This window comes from Mycobacterium sp. IDR2000157661 (assembly GCF_022317005.1).
GTDB lineage: Bacteria > Actinomycetota > Actinomycetes > Mycobacteriales > Mycobacteriaceae > Mycobacterium.
Genome location: NZ_CP081006.1, coordinates 4,351,567 through 4,377,075, shown reverse-complemented (window position 1 = coordinate 4,377,075; position 25,509 = coordinate 4,351,567). Strand labels below are relative to the sequence as shown.

General features: G+C 68.9%; 22 protein-coding genes and 1 pseudogene. 20 read left to right on the top strand and 3 right to left on the bottom strand.

Going from position 1 to position 25,509, the window contains the following annotated elements; genetic code table 11:
- Positions 1–8: 8 nt before the first annotated feature.
- Complete coding sequence (locus K3G64_RS22385; protein ID WP_238887331.1) at positions 9–581, bottom strand: B-4DMT family transporter; 573 nt, start codon at positions 579–581, stop codon at positions 9–11.
- Between the two features lie 33 nt (positions 582–614).
- Here K3G64_RS22385 and K3G64_RS22380 point away from each other — a divergent pair, with 33 nt between their 5' ends.
- The 4 genes from K3G64_RS22380 to K3G64_RS22365 are packed head-to-tail and all read left to right on the top strand — an operon-like array spanning position 615 to position 4,059.
- Positions 615–1,739, top strand: a complete 1,125-nt coding sequence (locus K3G64_RS22380) for a M24 family metallopeptidase (RefSeq protein ID WP_238887329.1) — start codon at positions 615–617, stop codon at positions 1,737–1,739.
- Between the two features lie 17 nt (positions 1,740–1,756).
- Positions 1,757–2,320: an elongation factor P gene (gene efp, locus K3G64_RS22375; protein ID WP_238887328.1), complete on the top strand. Its 564-nt coding sequence runs from the start codon at positions 1,757–1,759 to the stop codon at positions 2,318–2,320.
- Positions 2,313–2,813: a transcription antitermination factor NusB gene (gene nusB / locus K3G64_RS22370; protein WP_238887326.1), complete on the top strand. Its 501-nt coding sequence runs from the start codon at positions 2,313–2,315 to the stop codon at positions 2,811–2,813. Before efp ends, nusB begins: the two co-directional genes overlap by 8 nt.
- 22 nt (positions 2,814–2,835) lie before the next feature.
- A complete protein-coding gene (locus K3G64_RS22365; RefSeq protein ID WP_238887324.1) occupies positions 2,836–4,059 on the top strand; it encodes an alpha/beta hydrolase family protein in 1,224 nt (407 codons plus the stop codon).
- 6 nt (positions 4,060–4,065) lie between these two features.
- Here K3G64_RS22365 and K3G64_RS22360 read toward each other — a convergent pair whose 3' ends face one another.
- Positions 4,066–5,280: a serine hydrolase domain-containing protein gene (locus tag K3G64_RS22360; protein WP_238887323.1), complete on the bottom strand. Its 1,215-nt coding sequence runs from the start codon at positions 5,278–5,280 to the stop codon at positions 4,066–4,068.
- A gap of 160 nt (positions 5,281–5,440) precedes the next feature.
- On the opposite strand from K3G64_RS22360, the gene pyrR reads away from it, so the two are divergent.
- From pyrR to metK, 12 genes are all read left to right on the top strand, one after another.
- Entirely contained in the window at positions 5,441–5,986 is a 546-nt protein-coding gene (gene pyrR, locus K3G64_RS22355; protein ID WP_238950935.1) for a bifunctional pyr operon transcriptional regulator/uracil phosphoribosyltransferase PyrR, read from the top strand.
- Between the two features lie 58 nt (positions 5,987–6,044).
- Positions 6,045–6,998, top strand: coding sequence for an aspartate carbamoyltransferase catalytic subunit (locus K3G64_RS22350; protein WP_238950933.1), 954 nt, complete (start codon positions 6,045–6,047; stop codon positions 6,996–6,998).
- Positions 6,995–8,299, top strand: coding sequence for a dihydroorotase (locus K3G64_RS22345; RefSeq protein ID WP_238887321.1), 1,305 nt, complete (start codon positions 6,995–6,997; stop codon positions 8,297–8,299). The genes K3G64_RS22350 and K3G64_RS22345 overlap by 4 nt, the downstream gene beginning before the upstream one ends.
- The gene (locus K3G64_RS22340) at positions 8,296–8,868 is read left to right on the top strand and encodes a PH-like domain-containing protein (protein WP_238887319.1); all 573 of its coding nucleotides are present in this window, start codon (positions 8,296–8,298) and stop codon (positions 8,866–8,868) included. The genes K3G64_RS22345 and K3G64_RS22340 overlap by 4 nt, the downstream gene beginning before the upstream one ends.
- Positions 8,868–9,986, top strand: a complete 1,119-nt coding sequence (gene carA, locus K3G64_RS22335; RefSeq protein WP_238950931.1) for a glutamine-hydrolyzing carbamoyl-phosphate synthase small subunit — start codon at positions 8,868–8,870, stop codon at positions 9,984–9,986. Before K3G64_RS22340 ends, carA begins: the two co-directional genes overlap by 1 nt.
- A 78-nt stretch (positions 9,987–10,064) precedes the next feature.
- Positions 10,065–13,421, top strand: a complete 3,357-nt coding sequence (gene carB / locus K3G64_RS22330; protein ID WP_238887318.1) for a carbamoyl-phosphate synthase large subunit — start codon at positions 10,065–10,067, stop codon at positions 13,419–13,421.
- Positions 13,418–14,239 (top strand): orotidine-5'-phosphate decarboxylase, encoded by an 822-nt coding sequence (gene pyrF, locus K3G64_RS22325; protein ID WP_238887313.1) that lies wholly within the window; start codon positions 13,418–13,420, stop codon positions 14,237–14,239. The genes carB and pyrF overlap by 4 nt, the downstream gene beginning before the upstream one ends.
- A 437-nt stretch (positions 14,240–14,676) precedes the next feature.
- Entirely contained in the window at positions 14,677–14,994 is a 318-nt protein-coding gene (gene mihF / locus K3G64_RS22320; protein ID WP_003889986.1) for an integration host factor, actinobacterial type, read from the top strand.
- A 10-nt stretch (positions 14,995–15,004) separates the two neighbouring features.
- A complete protein-coding gene (gene gmk / locus K3G64_RS22315; protein WP_238887311.1) occupies positions 15,005–15,580 on the top strand; it encodes a guanylate kinase in 576 nt (191 codons plus the stop codon).
- 73 nt (positions 15,581–15,653) lie between these two features.
- Complete coding sequence (rpoZ, locus tag K3G64_RS22310; RefSeq protein ID WP_238887309.1) at positions 15,654–15,971, top strand: DNA-directed RNA polymerase subunit omega; 318 nt, start codon at positions 15,654–15,656, stop codon at positions 15,969–15,971.
- 18 nt (positions 15,972–15,989) lie between these two features.
- Entirely contained in the window at positions 15,990–17,240 is a 1,251-nt protein-coding gene (coaBC, locus tag K3G64_RS22305; RefSeq protein ID WP_238887307.1) for a bifunctional phosphopantothenoylcysteine decarboxylase/phosphopantothenate--cysteine ligase CoaBC, read from the top strand.
- 119 nt (positions 17,241–17,359) lie between these two features.
- Positions 17,360–18,568, top strand: a complete 1,209-nt coding sequence (gene metK, locus K3G64_RS22300) for a methionine adenosyltransferase (protein WP_238887305.1) — start codon at positions 17,360–17,362, stop codon at positions 18,566–18,568.
- Positions 18,569–18,697: 129 nt separating this feature from the next.
- Here metK and K3G64_RS22295 read toward each other — a convergent pair whose 3' ends face one another.
- Positions 18,698–20,179 (bottom strand): flavin-containing monooxygenase, encoded by a 1,482-nt coding sequence (locus K3G64_RS22295; RefSeq protein WP_238887303.1) that lies wholly within the window; start codon positions 20,177–20,179, stop codon positions 18,698–18,700.
- Positions 20,180–20,312: 133 nt separating this feature from the next.
- Here K3G64_RS22295 and K3G64_RS22290 point away from each other — a divergent pair, with 133 nt between their 5' ends.
- From K3G64_RS22290 to K3G64_RS22275, 4 genes and pseudogenes are all read left to right on the top strand, one after another.
- Positions 20,313–21,116, top strand: a complete 804-nt coding sequence (locus K3G64_RS22290; RefSeq protein ID WP_238887301.1) for a lysoplasmalogenase — start codon at positions 20,313–20,315, stop codon at positions 21,114–21,116.
- Between the two features lie 54 nt (positions 21,117–21,170).
- A complete protein-coding gene (locus K3G64_RS22285; RefSeq protein WP_370647248.1) occupies positions 21,171–23,117 on the top strand; it encodes a primosomal protein N' in 1,947 nt (648 codons plus the stop codon).
- A gap of 37 nt (positions 23,118–23,154) precedes the next feature.
- Positions 23,155–24,965, top strand: a pseudogene (locus K3G64_RS22280) (DUF2207 domain-containing protein).
- A complete protein-coding gene (locus K3G64_RS22275) occupies positions 24,959–25,495 on the top strand; it encodes a LemA family protein (protein ID WP_238887297.1) in 537 nt (178 codons plus the stop codon). Before K3G64_RS22280 ends, K3G64_RS22275 begins: the two are co-directional and overlap by 7 nt.
- The last annotated feature ends 14 nt before the right edge of the window (positions 25,496–25,509 follow it).

Here is a 25,509-nt window from a genome sequence, read left to right as displayed (position 1 = left end):
CGCGGGAATCAGGACCGGTTGTCGCCGCGGTCGGCGCGCTCCGTTCCGCCGCCATCCGTGGTCGTCGGCGCCGTGTCCTGGCCGCCCGGATTGACCGCCGCGAACACGTCGGTGTCGGCGCGGTCGTCGTCGTGTGTCGAGCGGTGGTGCGGGACCTCGGGAGCCTTGCGGTCGACCAGGTAACGGCCGATCGCGACGCCGGCCATCGCCACCAGGAACACCAGCAGCGCGGTGAACGCGGCGAACGTCGTCACCTCGTTCACCAGCGCCTCGACGTACAGGCCCTTGTAGAACAGCGAGATGAACCAGGCGACGAGGCCGCTGACGATGCCGGCGACCAGGCCGGCCAGCAACCACGTCATCGCGAGGTCGCCGCGGCGGTCCGGGTCGGGGTTGGCGCGCGCGTCGGAGCGGCCGTCGAGGAAGCCGACAACGAAGACCACGACGATGTACGCGGCTACCAGACAGACGCTGATCAAACCGGCCTTCGTTTCCGCCACGTTGATCATCGCGCCCTGCAGCAATCGCACGATCACCATCAGGGCCGCGAACACCAGTCCGCGCAGCAACCACTTACTCATGGGGCCACACCTTAGCGAGTAGCGTCATCGACTGTGACTATTTCACAACGCCGGGTTCGGCTACGCGAGCGGCTCGCCGCCGCCGGCCTCGACGCCATGCTGGTGTCGGACCTGGTGAACGTGCGTTACCTCTGCGGCTTCACCGGGTCCAACGCCGCGCTGCTGGTGCGCGTGGACGACGAAACGCCGGTGCTGGCCACCGACGGGCGCTACCGCACCCAGGCCGCCCGGCAGAGTCCGGACGCAGAGGTCGTCATCGAACGTGCGTGCGGTCCGCATCTGGTGGCCCGTGCCGCTGGCGAAGGCGTACGTCGGCTGGGTTTCGAAAGCCATGTGGTGACCGTCGACGCCTTCACCCGGCTGTCCGAGGTGGCGGGTGAGCGGACGGAGTTGACGCGCGCCGCAGGAACGGTGGAAGCGCTGCGGGAAGTGAAGGACGCCGGCGAGATCGCGCTGTTGCGGCTCGCCTGCGAGGCGGCCGATGCGGCGTTGCAGGACCTCGTGGACCGCGGCGGTCTGCGGGCCGGCCGCACCGAGAAGGAGATCGGCCGCGAGTTGGAGGCGCTGATGCTCGACCACGGCGCCGACGGCCCGTCGTTCGAGACGATCGTCGCGGCGGGTCCGAATTCGGCTGTTCCTCATCATCGGCCGACCGACGCGGTGCTGGCGCCGGGCGACTTCGTCAAGATCGACTTCGGTGCCCTGGTCGCCGGCTATCACTCCGACATGACCCGCACCTTCGTGCTGGCGCCCGTAGCGGACTGGCAGCGCGAGATCTACGACCTGGTGGCCGCCGCCCAGCACGCGGGTCGGCAGGCCCTGGCGCCCGGTGTCGCGCTCAAGGACGTCGACGCTGCCTCGCGCCACGTCATCGCCGAGGCCGGCTACGCGGAGAACTTCAGCCACGGCCTGGGCCACGGCGTCGGTCTGCAGATCCACGAAGCGCCGGGGATCGGGGCCGCCTCCGCCGGTACACTCCTTGCTGGTTCCGCGGTGACTGTGGAACCCGGTGTCTATCTGCCCGACCGTGGCGGTGTCCGGATCGAGGACACGCTCGTGGTGTGCAGTGATCCCGGACAGGCCCCGGAGCCGTCCGGCCCGCGACACCAGAACGCTGACTCACTCACCCGGTTCCCCAGGGAACTGGCCATCCTCTGACAGGAGAACAACCGACCGTGGCAACGACCGCCGACTTCAAGAACGGGCTCGTCCTACAGATCGACGGGCAGCTGTGGCAAATCGTCGAATTCCAGCACGTCAAACCCGGCAAGGGGCCGGCCTTCGTGCGGACGAAGCTCAAGAACGTGCTGTCCGGCAAGGTCGTCGATAAGACCTACAACGCCGGGGTGAAGGTGGAGACCGCGACGGTGGACCGCCGCGACGCGACATATCTCTACCGCGACGGTTCGGACTTCGTGTTCATGGACTCCGAGGACTACGAACAGCACCCGCTGCCGGACTCGCTGGTCGGGGACGCGGCCAAGTTCCTGCTGGAGAGCATGCCGGTGCAGATCGCCTTCCACAACGGTGCTCCGCTGTACCTGGAACTGCCGGTGACGGTGGAACTCGAGGTGACCCACACCGAGCCCGGCCTGCAGGGCGACCGGTCCAGCGCGGGCACCAAGCCCGCCACCGTGGAAACCGGTGCCGAGATCCAGGTGCCGCTGTTCATCAACACCGGCGACAAGCTCAAGGTCGACTCCCGCGACGGCAGCTACCTCGGACGGGTGAATGCCTGACCGCAAGGGCGACCGGAGCCGGACTGGTCGGCCCGCCGACCGTGGCCGCCATCAGGCGCGCAAGCGCGCCGTCGACCTCCTGTTCGAAGCCGAGGCGCGCGGCATCACCGCCGCCGAGGTGGCCGACGCGCGCAACGCGTTGGCCGACACGCAGGCCGACGTCACGCCGCTGAATCCGTACACGGTGACGGTGGCGTGCGGCGTGACTGAACACTCCGCCCACATCGACGACCTCATCGCCGCGCACCTGCAAGGCTGGACGCTGGACCGGCTGCCCGCCGTGGACCGTGCCATCCTGCGGGTGGCGGTGTGGGAACTGCTGCACGGCGACGACGTGCCCGAGCCCGTCGCGGTCGACGAGGCAGTCGAACTGGCCAAGCAACTGTCGACCGATGACTCACCGGGTTTCGTGAACGGGGTGCTCGGTCAGGTGATGCTCGTGACGCCACAGATACGGGCGGCTGCGAAAGCGGTTCGGGGACCCGGCGAATAAGTCCTGCTGGGAAGGAGTCCTGTTGACCGACACCACGGTTCGAAGCACCACCCGAGTCGCCGGTTTCGACGACGCCGAACTCGACTTCCAACTCCTGCGCCACCTCGGTTCCGCGCCGTACGGCGGCGCGTCGGTCGGGGAGACCCTGGCCGTCGCGGCGCGTATCCGCGCGGGCGGACCGCAGTCGTGGTCCGACGAGTTCGCCACGCTGGCCGACCGGCAGCGCAGCGACGCAGACGACCGTGCGGCCGCCGGCCACGGCCTCAGCGCCCGTGAGCGCTATCTGCACGCGTCGAACAGTTTCCGTGCGGCCGAGTACTTTTCGCCGTTCGGCACCCATCGCCACGTCGAGCTGGGGCTCGCCAGCCGGGCGGCGTTCCTGGCCGCGTTGGGCGAGGGCGGCGTGGAGGAGTTGTGGCTGCCCTGGCGCGGGCAGCGGCTGCCGGGATACTGGTTCGTGCCGCCCGGTGCCACCACGCCCGGGCCGACGCTCGCGGTCACCAGCGGCTTCGACGGCACCCTGGAGGAGACGTACTTCCAGATCGGGCTCTCGGCGCTGCAGCGTGGCTGGCGAGTGCTGCAGATCTGCGGGCCCGGCCAGATGGACACTGCGCGAACCGAACCCGACACCCACTTCGTGCCGGACACCGAGTCATGGGTGTCGGCGTGGCTGGACCGGGCGCTCGAGCTGCCGCAGGTCGACGCGCGGCGTCTGGCGCTTCTCGGCATCAGCTTCGGCGGATACTTTGCGACACGGGCCGCCGCGAACGACTCGAGAGTGCGGGCGCTGGTGGCGAATTCGCCCGTGATAGACCTGCGGGCCTATATGGTGTCGTTCGTCGCGGGCATGGGCGGTGACCCGCAGGAGGTGCTGAGCCCCGAGGAGGACTTCAGCCTCGACGACATCGACGAGATCCCGGACGAGGAGATGCCGCCGCCGATCAAGGAGATGTCGCGCTCGCTGATCCGGCGCTTCGGTCAGACGACGTTTCTCGGCACATTCGACTACTTGAGGCAGTTCACCGTCGACCCCGCTCTGGTGAAGTGTCCGGCCCTGGCGCTGGTGGGCACCGGTGAGGGCGGCGAGCCTCTGCGTCAGTTCGAGGTGTTCGCCGAGCAGGCGACCGGTCCGGTGACGCGAAGGATGTTCAGCGGCGCCGAGGGCGCCGACACACACTGCCAGCTCGGGAATCTCACGTTGTCGAACGCCGTCACGCTCGACTGGTTGGACGCCACCGTGCGCTGAGCCGTTTCAGAGATCCAGTGCCGCATACGTCCGGCGCACGAACTTCGGCTGCGCTCCTTGCAGTTTGGCCAGCGAGGTGTTGCCCGCGATCGCGGCGGCGTCGACGCCGAGGTCCGGCAGGTTCTGGATCAGGTAGATCAGGATCAGCTCGGCCGACGGGTCGGCTTGCCACCACGTGCCGTAGGCGCCCGGCCAACTGAACGTGCCCAACCCGCCGGGTCCGAACAGCTGGCGCGACTTCGCCGGGTCGGTCACCACCGACAGGTTCAGACCGAAGCCGCGGCCCACCCAGAACGGTGCGCCGAGGAAGGGCTGGCGCTTCTGCTCGTCGGTGAGCCGGTCTGTGCGCATCACCCGCACCGACTCCTCGGACAGCACCCGGACACCGTCGAGTGTCCCGCCGGCCAACAACATCCGGGCGAATCGCAGGTAGTCGTCGACCGTCGACCACAGTCCTGCGCCGCCGGCGCAGAACGGTGGGTCGGTGATCGGCGCTGGACCCATCACGTCATCGCGCAGCACGGGGTTGTCGGAGGCCGCCTGGGCGAGCTTGTACATGGTGGCCGCGCGGGGGCGCCCGGACCTGCCCACCGCGAAACCGGTGTCGGTCATGCCCAGCGGTTCGAAGATCCGCTCGGCCAGGATCTCGGAGAGTGGCTTGCCCTCGATGCGCGACAGCGCGATCCCGAGTACGTCGGTCGAGTGGCTGTAGGTGAGCCGTTCGCCGGGTTGGTGTGCCAGTGGCAGCGCGGCCAGTTCGGCAAGCCACCGGTCCTGATCCTGACGGAACGACATCCTGCCGTAGGCCCGGCTCAGCGGTCCGAGTACGGAGAACGCGTAGGCCAGTCCGCTGCGGTGCGTCATCAGGTCGTCGATGGTGATCTGCCGCCGCGACGGCGTGGTCTTGTCCAGATCCCCTCGCGGGTCGGTCAGGACGCGCATCTCGGCGAGTTCGGGCAGCCACCTGGCAGCGGGGTCGGCCAGGCTGAGTTTGTCCTCCTCGAGGAGGCTGAGCGCGGCCGCGACGGTGACGGGCTTGGTCATCGAGGCGATGCGGAAGATGGTGTCGCGTTGCATGGGCAGTCCGGCGTCGACATCGCGACAGCCCAACTCGTTGACCTGAACCACGTCACCGGCGTGCCACACCAGCGTCACCGCGCCGGCGAGCAGTCCGGCGTCGATCGCCTCGCGGATGGACGCCGCGTTCCCGTCGAGTTTCATCGCGCCCAAGCGTACTGATGTCGCGGCAGGCGACCGGATCGGCAGGTGCTAAGCTCGCCGCAGTTTCGACGTCCTTTAACGACCCGTCCAGAGAGGCGGAGAAGGAGGTCAGAGTCGCTTGGGCGCCAACACCGGCCCGTCAGACACCGACCGGGAGCTGATGTCCGCCGCGGACGTCGGCCGAACCATCTCCCGGATCGCCCACCAGATCATCGAGAAGACCGCATTGGATGATCCTGCCGGTCCTCCGAAGGTCATCCTGCTCGGCATCCCGACCCGCGGCGTCACCCTGGCGGCACGGCTCGCCGAGAAGATCAGGGAATTCGCCGGCGTCACGGTCGCGCGCGGTTCCCTCGACAACACGCTCTACCGCGATGACCTCGACTTCAAGCCGCCGCGTGCCCTGGAAGAGACGTCGATTCCCGAGGGCGGCATCGACCAGGCCCTGGTGATCCTGGTCGACGACGTCCTCTACACCGGACGCTCGGTGCGCGCGGCGCTGGACGCCCTGCGCGACATCGGCAGGCCCCGGGCGGTCCAACTCGCGGTGCTCGTCGACCGCGGTCACCGCGAACTGCCGCTGCGAGCCGACTACGTCGGCAAGAACGTGCCCACGTCACGCAGCGAGAATGTCAAGGTGCGCCTGGCCGAAAACGATGACGTCGAGGGCATCTGGATCGCACCTCGTGGAGGACCGCCACGGTGATGAGTAGGCCGCGCCGCGATGAGCCCTTGGGCGAAGAGCCGACGTTGAAGAAGAAACCATCGTGAGACATCTGCTTTCGGCCGCCGATCTGTCGCGCGACGATGCGGTGGCCATCCTCGACAACGCCGACCGGTTCAGCCAGGCGCTGCTGGGCCGGGAGGTCAAGAAGCTGCCGACGCTGCGCGGGCGCACCATCATCACGATGTTCTACGAGAACTCCACCCGCACCCGGGTGTCGTTCGAGGTCGCAGGGAAGTGGATGAGCGCGGACGTCATCAACGTCAGCTCATCGGGCTCGTCGGTGTCCAAGGGCGAGTCGTTGCGCGACACCGCGCTGACCCTGCGCGCCGCGGGCGCCGACGCCCTGATCATCCGTCACCCGGCGTCGGGGGCGCCGCAGCAGCTGGCGGAATGGACGGCCGCCGAGGGGGGGTCCGGTCCGGCCGTCATCAACGCCGGCGACGGCACCCACGAACACCCCACTCAGGCGCTGCTCGACGCGCTCACCATCCGCCAGCGGCTCGGCGGCATCGAAGGCAAGCGGGTGGTCATCGTGGGTGATGTGCTGCACAGCAGGGTGGCGCGCTCCAACGTGTTGCTGCTGCACACGCTCGGCGCCGAGGTGGTGCTCGTAGCGCCGCCCACGCTGCTGCCTGTCGGCGTCGCCGGCTGGCCGGTCACCGTGTCGCACAGTCTGGACGCCGAACTGCCCACCGCCGACGCGGTATTGATGCTGCGGGTGCAGGCCGAACGGATGAACGGCGGCTTCTTTCCCTCGGCGCGCGAGTACTCGGTGCTCTACGGGTTGTCGGCCAAGCGGCAGGCGCTGCTGCCCGGTAACGCGGTGGTGCTGCACCCCGGACCGATGGTCCGCGGTATGGAGATCGCGTTCTCGGTGGCCGACTCCACGCAGTCTGCTGTCCTGCAACAGGTTTCCAACGGCGTGCATGTCCGGATGGCGGTGCTGTTCCACCTGTTGGTCGGGGCGGAAGAGGAAGCGATCAGCGCATGACGGTAGTGATTCGGCGGGTGCGTCCGTACGGAGAAGGTGAGCCGGTCGACGTGCTGGTGTCGGACGGACAGATCGTCGACATCGGCACGGACCTGGCAGAGTCCGGAGGACTCGAAAAGGCTTCGGACGTCGTCGACGCGGCCGGCCAGATCCTGCTGCCGGGCTTCGTCGACCTGCACACCCACCTGCGCGAGCCGGGGCGCGAGTACGCCGAGGACATCGAAACCGGCTCGGCCGCAGCGGCTCTGGGCGGCTACACCGCGGTGTTCGCGATGGCCAACACCAGCCCGGTCGCCGACAGCCCCGTCGTCACCGACCATGTGTGGCACCGCGGCCAGGACGTCGGGCTGGTCGACGTGCATCCGGTCGGCGCAGTCACCATGGGGCTCGCGGGTGCTCAACTCACCGAGATGGGTCTGATGGCCGCCGGTGCCGGACAGGTCCGGATGTTCTCCGACGACGGCATCTGCGTGCACGACCCGCTGATCATGCGCCGGGCGTTGGAGTACGCGACGGGTCTGGGCGTGCTGATCGCCCAGCACGCCGAGGAGCCGCGGTTGACCGTCGGCGCTGTCGCCCACGAGGGGCCAAACGCCGCCCGACTCGGGCTGGCCGGCTGGCCCCGCGCAGCCGAGGAGTCCATCGTCGCGCGCGACGCCCTGCTGGCCCGCGACGCCGGGGCGCGGGTACACATCTGCCACGCCTCCACCGCAGGCACCGTCGAGCTCTTGAAATGGGCCAAGGCGCAAAACATCTCGATCACCGCGGAGGTCACCCCGCACCACCTCCTGCTCGACGACGGGCGGCTGGCCAGCTACGACGGGCGCAACCGGGTCAACCCGCCGTTGCGAGAGGCCTCCGACGCGCAAGCGCTGCGCCGGGCACTGGCGGACGGAATCATCGACTGCGTGGCCACCGATCACGCACCGCACGCCGAACACGAGAAGTGCTGCGAGTTCGCCGTCGCGCGGCCGGGCATGCTCGGACTGCAGACCGCGTTGTCGGTGGTGGTCGAGACCATGGTGCGGCCGGGCCTGTTGACGTGGCGCGACGTCGCGCGCGTGATGAGCGAGCGGCCCGCCGAGATCGTCGGGTTGCCCGACCAGGGCCGGCCGTTGGAGATCGGTGAGCCCGCCAACCTGACCGTCGTCGATCCCGACACCACCTGGACAGTCGAGGGCATCGCACTCGCGAGCCGGTCCGACAACACTCCGTACGAGGACATGGAGTTGCCCGCCGTCGTCACGCTGACGATGCTGCGCGGTGTGGTCACGGCGCGCGACGGGAAGAGCCCGGCGTGAATACCGGCACGCTGGTGGGCTCGCTCGTGATGGCGGCCGTCGTCGCGGTGCTGATTGCGGTGCTGATCCAGGCGATGATGCGCGGGTGGCGGCGCCGCGCCGAACGCCAGGCGCAACTGATCGGCACACTGCCCGCGCTGCCCGACACGGTGGGACCGGCCATCGTGCCCGCCACCAAGGGGTTGTACGTCGGCAGCACGCTGGTTCCGCACTGGAACGACCGCGTGGCCGTCGGTGACCTCGGCTTCCGCGCCAAGGCGGTGCTGACCCGATATCCCGAGGGAATCATGTTGCAGCGCAGCGGCGCCGGGCCGATCTGGATCCCCGACGAGTCGATCACCGCCATCCGCACCGAGCGGGGCATCGCCGGAAAGGTGATCCTCGGGGGCAGGAGCGCTGGTGGTACCGCCCGCGCGAAGGGCAGGGGGGCACCCCGGGGGGAAGGTCAGCCGCACCAGGGCATCCTGGCGATCCGGTGGCAGCTGCCGTCGGGCACCGAGATCGACACCGGGTTCCGCGCCAACGACCGTCGGGAGTATTCGCTGTGGGTAGAACAGGAGGCGGCGTGATCGACAAAGCCGTACTTGTGCTGGAGGACGGCCGGGTGTTCACCGGCACGACGTTCGGTGCGATCGGCGAGACGCTCGGGGAGGCCGTCTTCTCCACCGGGATGTCGGGCTACCAGGAGACCCTGACCGATCCGAGCTACCACGGGCAGATCGTGGTGGCCACCGCGCCGCAGATCGGCAACACGGGCTGGAATGACGAGGACGCCGAGAGTCGCGGCGACAGGATCTGGGTGGCGGGTTACGCGGTGCGCGACCCCTCGCCGCGCGCGTCGAACTGGCGGGCGACCGGCACGCTCGACGCGGAACTCGACCGGCAGGGCATCGTCGGCATCGCCGGTATCGACACCAGGGCGGTGGTGCGCCACCTGCGCAGCCGGGGCTCGATGAAGGCCGGTGTGTTCAGCGGTACGGCGCTCGCCGACCCCGACGATCTGCTGAACCGGGTGCGTAGCCAGCCGTCAATGCTGGGCGCCAACCTGGCCGGGCAGGTCAGCACCGAGTCGGTCTACGTCGTGGAACCCGATGGGGCGCCACGCTTCACCGTCGCGGCCATCGACCTGGGCATCAAGACGAACACGCCACGCAACTTCGCGCAGCGCGGCATCCGCAGCCATGTGGTGCCCTCGTCGGTGACGTTCGAGCAGATCGCCGACCTGAAGCCGGACGGGGTGTTCCTGTCCAACGGCCCCGGCGACCCCGCCACGGCCGACCACGTCGTCGGCGTCACCCGAGAGGTGCTCGCAGCAGGCATCCCGATGTTCGGCATCTGCTTCGGCAACCAGATCCTCGGGCGCGCGCTGGGCCGCTCGACGTACAAGATGGTGTTCGGCCACCGCGGCATCAACGTCCCGGTCATCGATCACGAGACCGGCAACGTCGCGATCACCGCGCAGAACCACGGGTTCGCACTCGAGGGCGAGCGCGGCGAGGTTTTCGATACCCCCTTCGGACAGGCCGTCGTCAGCCACACGTGCGCCAACGACGGGGTGGTCGAGGGCATCAAACTCGTCGACGGCCGCGCCTTCTCGGTGCAGTACCACCCCGAGGCGGCGGCGGGACCCCACGACGCGAACTACCTGTTCGACCAGTTCGTCGACTTGATGGCGGGAGAAAGATGAGCGCGAGCGCACACTCGTGGACAGATTCCGGCGCGCTCTGCGTACCAGGCTGCGCGCTCGCGGCGGGGAGGGGGACTGGTGCCCAGGCGGACTGACCTCAACCACGTGCTGGTGATCGGCTCCGGGCCGATCATCATCGGCCAGGCCGCGGAGTTCGACTACTCCGGCACCCAGGCGTGCCGGGTGCTGCGCGAGGAAGGCCTGCAGGTCACGCTGATCAACTCCAACCCGGCGACCATCATGACCGACCCGGAGTACGCCGACCACACCTACGTCGAGCCGATCACGCCGGCGTTCGTCGAGCGCGTCATCGCCCAGCAGGCCGAGCGCGGCAACAAGATCGACGGCTTGCTGGCCACGCTCGGCGGCCAGACCGCGCTGAACACCGCGGTGGCGCTGTCGGAGAACGGGGTGCTGGAGAAGTACGACCTCGAGTTGATCGGCGCGGACTTCGAGGCGATCCAGCGCGGCGAGGACCGCCAGCGGTTCAAAGACATCGTCGCCAAGGTGGGTGGCGAATCCGCCCGCAGCAGAGTGTGTTTCACGATGGAAGAGGTCCGCGAGACCGTCGAGGACCTCGGGCTGCCGGTCGTCGTGCGGCCCTCTTTCACCATGGGCGGACTGGGTTCGGGCATGGCGTACTCGGCCGAGGATGTCGAGCGGATGGCCGGGCACGGGCTCGCGTCGTCGCCCAGTGCGAACGTGCTGATCGAGGAGTCGATCTTCGGCTGGAAGGAGTTCGAGCTCGAGCTCATGCGCGACGGACACGACAACGTGGTGGTGGTGTGCTCGATCGAGAACTTCGACCCGATGGGTGTGCACACCGGCGACTCGGTCACCGTCGCGCCGGCGATGACGCTCACCGACCGTGAGTACCAGACGATGCGCGACCTGGGCATCGCGATCCTGCGCGAGGTCGGCGTCGATACCGGCGGCTGCAACATCCAGTTCGCCGTCAACCCGGCGGACGGCCGGCTGATCGTCATCGAGATGAACCCGCGGGTGTCCCGCTCGAGTGCGCTGGCGTCCAAGGCGACCGGCTTCCCGATCGCGAAGATCGCCGCAAAGCTGGCCATCGGCTACACCCTCGACGAAATCGTCAACGACATCACCAAGGAGACGCCGGCCTGTTTCGAGCCGACGCTGGACTACGTGGTGGTCAAGGCACCGCGGTTCGCGTTCGAGAAGTTCCCAGGCGCCGACGGCACGCTGACCACCACGATGAAGTCGGTCGGCGAGGCGATGTCGTTGGGCCGCAACTTCGTCGAATCCCTGGGCAAGGTGATGCGGTCGCTGGAGACCGGGCGTGCCGGGTTCTGGACGGGCCCCGCCGACCAGGAAGACGCAGTCACCGTCGAGGAACTGCTGCACCGGCTCCAGACGCCGACCGACGGGCGACTCTACGACCTGGAACTCGCGTTGCGACTGGGCGCCACGGTCGAGCAGGTCGCGCAGGCCTCGGGCGTCGACCCGTGGTTCATCGAGCAGATCGGTCTGCTGGTCACGCTGCGCGCCGAGATCGTCGACGCGCCGGTGCTCGACGCCGACCTGCTGCGCCGCGCCAAGTACCACGGGCTGTCGGACCGCCAGATCGCCGAGCTACGACCGGAACTCGCCGGCGAGGTGGGTGTGCGGACGCTGCGCAGGCGCATGGGCATCCACCCGGTGTACAAGACCGTCGACACGTGTGCCGCCGAGTTCGAGGCCAAGACGCCGTACCACTACAGCAGCTACGAACTCGATCCCGCCGCCGAAACCGAGGTCGCGCCGCAAACCGAGCGACCCAAGGTGCTCATCCTCGGTTCGGGTCCCAATCGCATCGGGCAGGGTATCGAGTTCGACTACAGCTGTGTACACGCCGCAACGACGTTGAGCCAGGCCGGCTTCGAGACGGTGATGGTCAACTGCAATCCCGAGACGGTGTCCACCGACTACGACACCGCCGACCGGCTGTATTTCGAACCGCTGACCTTCGAAGACGTGCTGGAGGTGTACTACGCCGAGCAGGAGTCCGGTCGGGGCGGCCCCGGCGTCGTCGGCGTCATCGTTCAACTCGGCGGGCAGACCCCGCTCGGGCTGGCCGAACGCCTGGAGAACGCGGGCGTGCCGATCGTCGGCACCAGCCCCAAGGCGATCGACCTCGCCGAGGACCGCGGCGCATTCGGCGAAGTACTCGCCGACGCCGGCCTGCCCGCACCGAAGTTCGGCATGGCCACCAGCATCGACCAGGCCCGCCGCATCGCCGCCGACATCGGCTACCCCGTGCTGGTACGGCCGTCCTATGTGCTGGGCGGACGCGGCATGGAGATCGTCTACGACGACGAGACCCTCGACGGCTACATCACCCGAGCCACCGAACTGTCGCCCGAGCATCCTGTGCTCGTCGACCGGTTCCTCGAAGACGCCATCGAAATCGACGTCGACGCCCTGTGCGACGGCAGCGAGGTCTACATCGGCGGCATCATGGAGCACATCGAGGAGGCCGGCATCCACTCCGGCGACTCGGCATGCGCGCTGCCGCCGGTCACGCTGGGCCGCAGCGACATCGACGCGGTCCGCCGGGCCACCGAGGCGATCGCGCACGGCATCGGCGTCGTCGGACTGCTCAACGTGCAGTACGCCCTCAAGGACGACGTGCTCTACGTGCTGGAGGCCAACCCGCGTGCCAGCCGCACGGTGCCGTTCGTCTCCAAAGCCACCGCGGTGCCACTCGCCAAGGCGTGCGCACGGATCATGCTGGGCACCGACATCGCCCAGTTGCGCGAGGAGGGTCTGCTGGCCCGCACCGGCGACGGCGCCTCATTCTCCACCAAGGCCCGCAACGCACCGGTCGCCGTCAAGGAGGCCGTGCTGCCCTTCCACCGGTTCCGCAAGGCCGACGGCGCGCAGATCGATTCGCTGCTCGGTCCCGAGATGAAGTCGACCGGCGAGGTGATGGGCATCGACCGCGACTTCGGCAGCGCGTTCGCCAAGAGCCAGACCGCGGCCTACGGGTCGCTGCCCGCGGAGGGCACGGTGTTCGTGTCGGTGGCCAACCGCGACAAGCGTTCGCTGGTGTTCCCCGTCAAACGGCTGGCCGACCTCGGCTTCCGGGTGCTGGCCACCCAAGGTACCGCGGAGATGCTGCGTCGCAACGGTATTCCCTGTGACGAGGTGCGCAAGCACTTCGAGGAACCGGGGGAGGGCAGGCCGGCCTCCTCGGCCTTGGACGTCATCAGGGCCGGCGAGGTCGACATGGTGATCAACACGCCGTACGGCAACTCCGGTCCGCGCATCGACGGCTATGAGATCCGCTCGGCCGCAGTGGCGAACAACATTCCGTGCGTGACGACAGTGCAGGGCGCGTCGGCGGCGGTTCAGGGCATCGAGGCCGGAATCCGCGGTGACATCGACGTGATGTCGCTGCAGGAGTTGCACAGCGTGCTGGGGACGTGAGCACCTTCGGTCTGCGCCTGGCCGATGCGGTCGCACGGCGGGGACCGCTGTGTGTGGGCATCGATCCGCATCCGGAGTTGATGCGGTCGTGGGGGCTGACCGCGGATGTCGACGGGCTCCGGCGCTTCTGCGATATCTGTGTTGCGGCGTTCGCCGGTGCGGCCGTCGTCAAACCACAGGTCGCGTTCTTCGAGGCGTACGGATCGGCGGGTTACGCGGTACTCGAGCACACGCTCGGCGCGCTACGTGAGGCGGGCGTGTTGGTGCTGGCCGACGCCAAGCGCGGTGACATCGGGTCGACGATGGCGGCCTACGCGCACGCCTGGGCCGGTGATTCGCCGCTGGCGGCCGACGCGGTGACCGCGTCGCCGTACCTGGGCTTCGGTTCCCTGCAGCCGCTGATCGACACCGCGCTCGCGCACGGCCGCGGCGTCTTCGTCCTGGCCGCCACGTCGAACCCCGAGGGCGCCGGCGTGCAGCGCGCCGACACCGGCGGGCGAAGCGTGGCGCAGTCGATCGTCGACGCCGCTGCGGCGGTCAACCAGGCGGCGGCGCCCGGACCGGGCTCGATCGGTGTCGTCGTGGGCGCCACGCTGTCGGACCCGCCGGACGTGAGCGTACTGAACGGCCCGGTGCTGACCCCTGGTGTCGGTGCCCAGGGTGGGCGTCCGGATGCGCTCGAGGGGTTCGGGGGAGCGCTGCCGGGCCAGCTGCTGCCTGCGGTGTCGCGGGACGTGCTGCGCGCAGGCCCCGACGTTGCATCGCTGCGCGCGGCCGCGGACCGGATGCGCGGCGCCCTCGCCTACCTCGGCGGTTAGCGGCCGCCCGCGTGGGGGACTCACCAGCATCGTCTGAAACACCTGCATCACCGGCCACAGCACCCGCTCAAGCGCGTCCCGTGCGACACGCCCAAACGGCATGACCAGCGAAAATTTTCTTTTTTCGGCCCTCCCTCAGCGCCTCGATGTGGTCCCGGTCACACACCATCGCCGTGAAACGGCCCAGAGCGCCGGTGAAAAGCCTTGAAATGCAGGCGGTTCCGGCGGTTCGCGGGCGCATTTCGCTTGGTCGGCACTTATGCGGGCGGTTCAGCCTGCGGCCCGGCCCGGGCCGACACGCTGGGCTTTTATCGCGGAAAGCAGGGGGTGGGGTTCGCTTTCGTCAGGATGCGTGGGTACGGTCGTCGTCGCTGGCTGTTCTGAATTCCTGATCAGCTGAGGCAGAAACAGATGATGGTGACGAGACGGAGGAACCCGTGGCCCTTCCCCAGTTGACCGACGAACAGCGCGCGGCAGCGTTGGAGAAGGCTGCTGCCGCACGTCGAGCACGAGCCGAGCTCAAGGATCGGCTCAAGCGCGGCGGCACCAACCTCAAGCAGGTGCTCAAGGACGCCGAGACCGACGAGGTCTTGGGCAAGATGAAGGTGTCTGCGCTTCTGGAGGCGTTGCCCAAGGTCGGCAAGGTCAAGGCGCAGGAGATCATGACCGAACTCGAGATCGCTCCCACCCGCCGGCTGCGCGGGCTCGGCGACCGTCAGCGCAAGGCGCTGCTGGAAAAGTTCGACCAGTCCTAGGCGCAATACGTTGAGCGCCGGCCGAGGGGCCGGCCGGGTGGTTGTGCTGTCCGGCCCCTCAGCCGTCGGGAAATCGACCGTGGTCCGATGCCTGCGCGAACGCATTCCCGACCTGTACTTCTCTGTGTCCGTCACCACCAGGACGCCCCGTCCGGGCGAGGTGGAGGGCGTCGACTACTTCTTCGTCACCCCAGAGCGATTCCAGCAGCTGATCGAGGCCCGCGCTTTGCTCGAATGGGCCGACATCCACGGGGGGCTGCATCGGTCGGGCACCCCAGCGCAGCCCGTCCGGGACGCGGTCGCCGCCGGACACCCGGTCCTGATCGAAGTGGATCTCGCCGGCGCCCGCGCGGTCAAAGCGGCGATGCCCGAAGCGCTGACCGTGTTCCTTGCTCCGCCCAGCTGGCAGGTGCTCGAGACACGTTTGTCGGGGCGGGGCACGGAGACGCCCGAGATCATGGCTCGCCGCCTGGCGACCGCCAAGGCCGAACTGGCCGCTCAGGACGACTTCGACAGCGTCGTCGTCAACAGCGATTTGGAATCTGCCTGCGCTGAATTGGTATCCTTGCTGGTGGCCCACAGCTAGCCCCAGCATCGCAGCAATGCGGAGGGAGCCCAAGCCACCCGATTTTCACTCAAACCGCCAGGAGAATTCTCACGTGAGCACCCCGCACGCCGACGGGCACCTGGCCGCCGTGGACGACATCGACGCGTCCGGCATCGGCGGCTACGACACGCCGTTGGGCATCACCAACCCGCCCATCGACGACTTGCTGAACCGCGCGTCGAGCAAGTACGCGCTGGTGATCTACGCCGCCAAGCGGGCGCGTCAGATCAACGACTACTACAACCAGCTCGGCGACGGCATCCTGGAGTACGTCGGCCCGCTGGTCGAGCCCGGCCTGCAGGAGAAGCCGCTGTCGATTGCGCTGCGCGAGATCCACGGAGACCTGCTCGAGCACACCGAGGGCGAGTAGCGGCAGGGAGCGGCCCGCATGGAGCCCAAGCGGATCATCGTCGGCGTCGCCGGTGGCATTGCGGCTTACAAGGCGGCCACCGTGGTCAGGCAGCTGACCGAGGCGGGTCATTCCGTCCGCGTCGTTCCCACCGAATCGGCGCTGCGTTTCGTCGGCGCTGCCACCTTCGAGGCCCTCTCGGGCCATCCGGTGCACACCGGCGTCTGGGACGACGTCCACGAGGTGCCCCACGTGCGGATCGGCCAGTCGGCCGACCTTGTGGTGGTGGCGCCCGCCACCGCCGATCTGCTGGCCCGCGCGGTCGCGGGCCGCGCCGACGACCTGCTCACCGCCACGCTGCTGACGGCGCGGTGCCCGGTGTTGTTCGCCCCGGCGATGCACACCGAGATGTGGTTCCACCCGGCGACCGTCGAGAATGTCGCCACCCTGCGCCATCGCGGCGCTGTCGTCATGGAACCCGCCTCCGGCCGGCTCACCGGCTCCGACAGCGGCGCCGGCCGGCTGCCCGAGGCCGAGGAGATCACCACGCTGGCTCAGCTGCTGCTGGCCCGGGGCGACGCGCTGCCCTACGACCTAGCCGGCGTCAAGGCGCTCGTCACGGCAGGCGGCACCCGCGAACCGCTGGACCCGGTGCGGTTCATCGGCAACCGCAGCTCGGGTAAGCAGGGCTACGCGATGGCCCGGGTGATGGCCCAGCGCGGCGCCGACGTCACGCTCATCGCGGGCAACACCGCGGGCCTCGTCGACCCGGCCGGCGTCGACGTCGTCCACATCGGTTCGGCCGCCCAGCTCAAGGACGCCGTGTCCAAGCACGCTCCGGACGCGCACGTGCTGGTGATGGCCGCGGCCGTCGCCGATTTCCGGCCGACGAACATGCAGGCCAGCAAGATAAAGAAGTCCGCCGACCCGGACGCCGCGACGCCTGCCATCGAGCTGACCCGCACCGATGATGTGCTCGCCGGCGCTGTGCGCGCCCGAAGCGACGGACAGCTGCCCGACATGCGTGCCATCGTCGGCTTCGCTGCCGAAACCGGTGACGCCAACGGCGACGTGCTGCACCACGCTCGGGCGAAACTGCAGCGCAAGGGATGCGATTTGCTCGTCGTCAACGCCGTGGGCGAGAATCGGGCGTTCGAAGTGGACACCAACGACGGCTGGCTGCTGGCCGCCGACGGCACGGAATCCGCTCTGGAACACGGCTCGAAAACTCTGATGGCCAGCCGTATCGTGGACGCGATCGTGGCCTTCCTGCAGAGCGGCGGCGGGTAGCTCTCATCACGCACACGGCAGCGTGAAAAGCTTGCGCGCAACCGGCGCACCCGCTTGGGTGCGACAGGGCAACACAATTGACGGACTATCTCAAGAGACTTGAGCGGAAGGATCGCACCGTGAGCGAAGCTCGGCTGTTCACCAGTGAGTCGGTGACCGAGGGTCACCCCGACAAGATCTGCGACGCGATCAGCGATTCGGTGCTCGATGCGTTGCTCGAGGGCGATCCGAAGTCGCGGGTCGCGGTGGAGACTCTGGTCACCACGGGACAGGTGCACGTCGTCGGCGAGGTGACCACGTCGGCCAAGGAAGCGTTCGCCGACATCACCAACACAGTGCGCGACCGCATCCTGGAGATCGGCTACGACTCCTCGGACAAGGGCTTCGACGGCGAGACGTGCGGCGTCAACATCGGCATCGGCCGCCAGTCGCCCGACATCGCGCAGGGTGTCGACACCGCCCACGAGACCCGCGTCGGCGGCGCCGGCGACCCGCTGGACCTGCAGGGCGCGGGCGACCAGGGGCTGATGTTCGGCTACGCCATCAAGGACACCCCAGAACTGATGCCGCTGCCCATCGCGCTGGCGCACCGGCTGTCGCGGCGGCTGACCGAGGTCCGCAAGACCGGGGTCCTCGATTACCTGCGTCCGGACGGCAAGACCCAGGTCACGGTCCAGTACGACGGTACGACGCCGGTCCGCCTGGACACCGTCGTGTTGTCCACCCAGCACGCCGCGGGCATCGACCTGGATGCCACGCTGACGCCGGACATCCGTGAGAAGGTGGTCAACACGGTGCTGGCCGACCTGGACCACGACACGATGGACACCTCCGATTTCCGTCTGCTGGTCAACCCCACCGGCAAGTTCGTTCTCGGCGGACCGATGGGCGACGCCGGGCTGACGGGCCGCAAGATCATCGTCGACACCTACGGCGGATGGGCCCGCCACGGCGGCGGCGCCTTCTCCGGCAAGGATCCGTCGAAGGTGGACCGTTCGGCGGCCTACGCGATGCGCTGGGTGGCCAAGAACGTCGTCGCCGCGGGGTTGGCCGAGCGGGTCGAGGTGCAGATCGCCTATGCGATCGGCAAGGCGGCTCCCGTCGGCCTGTTCGTCGAGACGTTCGGCAGCGAGTCCGTCGACCCCGGCCGCATCGAGAAGGCGATCACGTCGGTGTTCGATCTGCGGCCCGGCGCCATCGTGCGCGACCTGGACCTGCTGCGCCCGATCTACGCCCAGACCGCCGCCTACGGCCATTTCGGCCGTACCGACGTCGACCTGCCATGGGAGCGGCTCGACAAGGTCGACGACCTCAAGGCAGCCGTCTGACGACGATCAAGCGGCGAGGAACGAGCCGCGTTGAGGAGTCAGACACGACAACCGCCGTCTGACGACGATCAAGCGGCGAGGAACGAGCCGCGTTGAGGAGTCAGACACGACAACCGCGTCTGACGACGATCAAGCCGTGAACCGGTAATCCCGCAGCGGGAAGCTTCGACTGCGCCACAGGGCCTCCAACGTGGTGGTCGGCCGCAGCGGGGCATCGCCGTTCTTGTCGAAGTAGTAGCTGTTGGCCAGCTTGCAGCTGTCCTGCCAGAAGATCTGCCGATGCCGCTTGCGCATCATCTCGGCGAAGTAGCGGTCGTTGGCCTCCTGGGTGACCTCGACGCGCCGCGCGCCGGTGCGACTGGCCCGCTTCAGGCACCGCACGATGTGATGGGTCTGGGTCTCGATCAGCGCGAAGTACGACGACCCGACGTAGCCGTACGGACCGAACACCGTGAAGAAGTTCGGGAAGCCGGGCACGCTGACACCCTCGTAGGCCTGTAGCCGGTGTTCGTTCCAGTGTCGGCTCCACGATCGCCCACCGGATCCTGTGACGGGGTAGGTGGGCATGTCGTCGCTGTCCATCACCCGGAACCCGGTGGCCAGGATCAACACGTCGACCTCGCGGGTCCGGCCGTCGACAGTGGCAACCCCCGAGCCGGTGATCTTCTCGATCGGCTCGGTCACCAACTCCACGTTGGCGCGGTTGTACGTCGACAGATAGGTGTTGTGGAAGCCGGGCCGCTTGCAGCCGACGGCGTAGCGGGGCGTGAGCTTGTCGCGAACCGCCGGATCGTCGACCTGCTTGCGCAGATACGCCTCGCCGACCTTGGACATGTTCTTGGCCATCGGGTTGATGGTGAAGTACTGAGCGGGCAACGTGAAGGTCAGCTCGACATAGGCCTGGCTGAGAAGCCGTTGGGCGGCGTGCCCGCCGGGCAGCCGCATGATGCGCCGGGCCATCGGCGGCAGCGGCACATCGGGCTTCGGGAAACACCAGATCGGCGTGCGCTGAAACACCGTGAGCCGCTCCACGATCGGCGCGATCTCGGGGATGACCTGCACCGCCGATGCGCCGGTACCGATGATCGCCACGCGTTTACCCGTCAGGTCCTGCTGGTGGTCCCACCGCGCGGTGTGCATCGTCACGCCGGCGAAGGAGTCGACACCGGCGATGTCGGGCAGGTTCGGGGTGACCAGCACCCCGCAGGCGTTGACGAGGAAGCGCGCCGTGACCGTCTGGCCGGTGTCGAGCTCGACCCGCCACAGGCTCTCGTCGTCGTCGAAGGCCGCGCCGAGCACCTTGGTGCCGAACCGGATCCGGTCGCGCAGGCCGTACTTGTCGACGCAGTGTTCGGCGTATGCGCGCAACTCGTCGCCGGGCGCGTAAGTGCGCGTCCACTCCGCGCTCTTCTCGAACGAGAATTGATACGAGAACGACGGAATGTCCACGGCGATACCGGGATAAGTATTCCAGTACCAGGTCCCCCCGGGCCCGTCGCCTGCTTCGACGATGAGGTAGTCGCCCATTCCGGCTTTGTCGAGCTTGATCGCCGCACCGATGCCGGAGAATCCGGAGCCGACGATGACGGTGTCGTGATCGGGCACGGTCATGAGGCCTCCCGTCGTTGGGCGTTGCGCCCACGGTACCCGCGAGGACACCGGCGAAGCACCGGTGAGGTGGTCCCCAGGGCGTGATGCACGACGGGACCCCTGAAACGGCACCGCCTCCAGTACCTTCAGCAGAATGGCGTCTATCGGTTCCGGGCTCGCCGGCTCTACCTCGGGAACGGACGTGGCTACACCGTACGTACACCCGCGAACCAGGCTGCTATGGGTGGCGGCCGCGGCCGTCGGCGCCTGCTACGGCGTGTTCCTCATCGTGACGGCGCTGCGATTGCCTGCGGGCGAAGCGCTGACCGGACAGTTCATGCTTCAGCCGGCCGTGAAGGCGGCCACTGCGGTGCTGCTGGCGATCGCCGCGTTGACTCACCCGATCGCGCGCGAGCGGCGCTGGCTCGTCGGCGCGCTGGTGTTCTCTGCGGCGGGGGACTTCCTGTTGGCGATGCCGTGGTGGCAGCCATCGTTCGTGCTCGGCCTGGCCGCGTTCCTGATCGCACACCTGTGCTTCCTGGCGGCGTTGCTGCCCTTGGCCGCACGATCTGCGCCGCGGTTGGTGGCCGCTGGCGTCACCGTCGCGGCCTGCCTGGCGCTGCTGGTGTGGTTCTGGCCACGACTGCTCGCCGACGGCATGGCGGTGCCGGTCACGCTCTACATCGCGGTGCTGGGCGCGATGGTGTGCACCGCGCTGCTGGCCCGGCTGCCGACATTGTGGACGGCACTGGGCGCGGCGTGCTTCGCGGTCTCGGACGCGATGATCGGCATCAGTGAATTCGTGCTGGCGCCGACCGACAAAGAGATGCTGGCCGTGCCGATCTGGTGGGTGTACGCGACGTCGTTGCTGCTCATCACCGCGGGCTTCTTCTTCGGCCGGACGGCAGCGCGGTCCTCGCTGTTCTCGTTGTCTGCGCGGTCTGCTACGACTGCGTAGGTGACGGCGACCAGGCAGCGGGCCGAACACGAGCCGATCGCGCGTGTTCTGCCGATGCTGACGGTGCCGCACCTGGACCGCGAATTCGACTATCTGGTGTCGGCCGAGCAGTCCGACGACGCCCAACCGGGGGTACGGGTGCGGGTGCGGTTCCACGGCCGGCTGGTCGACGCTTTTGTGCTGGAAAGACGTTCGGACACCGAGCATGTCGGCAAGTTGGGCTGGCTGGACCGGGTGGTGTCGGCCGAGCCGGTGCTGACACCGGAGATCCGCAGGCTGACCGACGCGGTCGCGGCGCGCTACGCGGGCACCCGAGCCGACGTGCTGCGCCTGGCCGTCCCGCCCCGGCACGCGAACGTCGAGAAGCAGCCGCAGTCCGATCCGGCACCCCTGCAACCGGTGTCCGTGGACGCCGAGGCGTGGCGGGTCTACGGCCGCGGCGAGCAGTTCCTCTCGGCGCTGGGCGACGGCCGGGCCGCTCGCGCGGTGTGGCAGGCGCTACCCGGCGAGCGGTGGGCCGACCGGCTGGCCGAGGCCGCCGCCGTCACGCTCGGCTCCGGCCGTGGCGCACTCGTCATCGTCCCGGATCAACGCGACATCGACGCCGTGCACGCCGCCGCGGCGGGGCTGATCGACGAGTCCCGCGTGGTGGCGTTGTCGGCGGGACTCGGTCCCGCACAGCGGTACCGGCGGTGGTTGTCGGCGCTGCGCGGCACTGCACGCCTGGTGATCGGCACCCGCAGCGCGGTGTTCGCGCCGGTGACCGATCTCGGGCTGGTGGCGGTGTGGGACGACGGTGACGACACGCTCGCCGAGCCGCGCGCTCCCTACCCCCATGCCCGCGAGGTCGCGATGCTGCGGGCGCATCAATTGCGCTGCGGGGCGCTGATCGGTGGATTCGCCCGCACCGCCGAGGCGCAGGCCCTGGTGCGGAGCCGCTGGGCACACGACCTTGTCGCACCGCGCTCGGCGGTGCGCACGGCCGCTCCGCGGGTCGTCGCGATCGACGACAGCGGTTTCAGCCAGGAGCGCGACCCCGCCGCGCACACCGCGCGGCTCCCGTCGATGGCGCTGCAGGCCGCGCGCAAGGCGCTCGAAGCAGGCGCGCCGGTGCTGGTCCAGGTTCCCCGCCGCGGTTATGTGCCCGCGCTGGCCTGCGCGCGCTGTCGCACCGTCGCCCGCTGCAGGCACTGCACCGGGCCCTTGTCGTTGCCCGAGCGCGACGCCGTCGGAGCGGTGTGCCGGTGGTGTGGACGCGCCGACACCGCGTTGCGGTGCCTCCGTTGTGGTTCGGACGCGGTGCGCGCGGTCGTCATCGGTGCGCGCCGCACCGCCGAGGAACTCGGCCGCGCGTTCACCGGAACCATGGTGATCACGTCCGGCGGTGACGCGATGGTGCCCGAGGTAGCCGCACAGCCCGCCCTGGTCGTCGCGACGCCGGGCGCCGAACCCGTCGCAGCGAAGGGTTACGGCGCGGCGTTGCTCCTGGACAGCTGGGCGTTGTTGGGCCGTCAGGATCTGCGCGCCGCCGAGGACACGTTGCGTCGCTGGATGGCCGCGGGCGCGCTGGTGCGCAGCCGATCCGACGGCGGGGTGGTGGCCGTGGTCGCCGAGTCGACGATCCCCACGGTGCAGGCGCTGATCCGTTGGGACCCCGTCGGCCACTCCGATGCCGAGCTGGGCGCCCGCGGCGAGGTGGGTCTGCCGCCCACCACGCACATGGCCGCCCTCGACGGCGTGCCGGAAGCGGTGCACGCTCTGCTCGACAGCGCCGAACTGCCCGACACCGCGGAACGGCTGGGGCCCGTCGATCTTCCGAGCGGCGCACGACGGCCGCCCGGGATAGGCCCCGACAGCACGGTGATCCGGATGCTGGTGCGGGTGCCGCGCGACATGGGGCTGGCCCTTGCGGCGGCCCTGCGCCGGGCCACCGCGGTGCTCAGCGCGCGCCACGATCAGCAGCCGGTTCGTGTCCAAATCGACCCGTTGCACATAGGGTGATGCGGACACCTGGCATCGCAGCGGACGGGAGGTGGCGGTGCGCCGGCTGATCCTGTGGCTGATCACGTTGCTGCTGTTGGCTTTTGGGCTGCTGTGGCCACTCGTCTTCACGGGCGGATCCCAAGCCTCCGACGTTGCCGACCCGGTCGTCATCGCCAACTTCCGCGCGGACTTCGACGTCGACGCAGAGGGCCGACTCGAGGCGGTGGAGACCATCACCGCGGACTTCCCTGGCGGCAGGCACGGCATCTTCCGCTACTGGGACGTGGCCAACCCCAACAGCCCGGGCGTGCGGCAGGTGCCGGAAATCGAGTCGATCACCCTCGACGGCGGTTCGGTGCCCTACGAGTTGCTGTGGGAGGACGGCGATCGGTTCCGGGTGGCCAAGATCGGCGATCCCGACGAGTACCTCAGTCCCGGCAGGCACGTCTTCGAGATCCGCTATGCCATCGACGGTGTCCTCGATCCCGGCACCACCGGCGCCGACCGTCGATTCGCCGCGTCGAGCGGCGACCCCACCGGAGTCGAAACGGCTTTCTACTGGAACGTCATCGCGCCGGCGTGGAACAACCGCATCCAGCGCGCCGACATCTCGGTCACCCTGCCAGGGGACGTGCCGGGGGCGCAGTGTTCGGTCGGCTACGGCGTTGGCGCCCCGTGCCGCAGCCTGAGCGTCTCCGGTGACACCGTGCGTCTGACGGCGCAGAACCTTGCGCCCCGCACGCCGGTGACCGTGCGCGCTGCCGTCGATGTGCCGACTCCGCCGCGCACCGAGTTGCCGTGGTCTCACGAGTGGGACCTCGTGCTCGGCCGGTCGGTGTCGGGCGTGCTCTGGGTCGCGGGGCTGACGGTGGCGTTCGGACTGGGTGCACTGCTGTGGGTACGCACCACCGTCGAACCCTCGCCCGGCTTCCCACTGCAATACGCGCCGCCGCCGGGGCTGGGACCGGTGCAGGCGGAATACATTCGCACCGAGGCGGTCCCGAAGCACGGCCTGACCGCGACGCTGTTCTACCTGGCCGAACGCAGGCTCGTCGAACTGCGCCAGAGGTCCGACAAGCACTGGCGGGTCAGCGGCATCGCCGAGCGCAGCGCCTGGGCCGACGTGGACCCGGTCAGCGTGGCGGTCGGGTCGGCGCTGAAGGTGCAGGGACCGGGCACCGAGTTCGAGGCCAAGAAGACCGTCAAGTCGGGAGAGAAGCTGAGCAAGGCCAAGACTGACATGGCCAAGGCGGTCGAGAAGTGGGCGTACGGGGACGGTCTCCTGGTCAAGCGCAGAACCGAGTTGTGGGTGCGTACCGCGAACGCCGTCGCGTTCATCCTCATGCTGACCGCAGTCTTCCGGTGGCTGTTCCCCACCACCATGTGGGCGCTGCCCTTCGCGGTGTTCTTCCTGTTGTCGCTCGGGTCGTGGACGCCGGGGGTCGGCAGCAGGCGCACCCCGGCGGGCCGCGAACTGTGGTCGCGAGTCGGCGGTTTCCACCGGATGTTGACGACGGACTCGGCCGAGGCCCGATTCGACTTCGGGGCCCGTAAGGACCTCTACTCGGCCTACGTGCCGTTCGCGGTCGCCGCCGGTGCCGCGGCGCTGTGGGCGAAGAAGTACGAGGCGGCGACGGGAACGGTTGCCCCGCAGCCCGACTGGTACCACTCGTCGTCGACGACCGGTAGTGGGTTCATCGGCAGTTCCGGCGGCGCGAACTTCGACTCCTTCGAGTCGGCGTTGTCGTCCTCGATCGGCGCCTACACCGCATCGCAGGCGTCGTCGGGCAGCAGCAGCGGCGGCAGCAGCTTCAGCGGCGGTGGTGGCGGTGGCGGTGGGGAGGAGGGGGCGGCGGATCATGGTGACGACCCTGCTGATCATCGCGCTGGCGCTGGCAGTGCTGGCGCTCGTCTTGTTCGTCGTGGGCTACAACAAGCTGCGCGCCGCCGACGTGCGCGTCGCCGAGGCGCTGTCGGGAATCGACGTCGAACTCACCCGGCGCGCGTCGCTGATCCCGAGCCTGGTTCACACGGTGCAGACCTTCGCCACGCATGAGAAAGGCATCCTCGACCACGTCACGAACGCCCGCGCGGCGTTGACGGCGGCCACGTCGGGAAAGTCGGTGGCGCAGCGCAGCGCCGCGGAGAAGGATCTCGACAGCGCGCTGGCGCCCCTGCTGGCGCTCGGCCAGAACTATCCGCAGCTGAGCTCGTCGAACAACTTCCTCAACCTGCAGGACAACCTCGCCGACACCGAGAACAAACTCGCCTTCGCGCGCCAGTACTACAACGACGCGGTCGCCTCCTTGAACAGGTTGATCACCACGATCCCGTGGATGTTCGTCGCGCCGCTGACCGGTGTCTCGGAGCGCGAGTACTACCAGACACCGCGCTGAGCGCTGCTACGGCG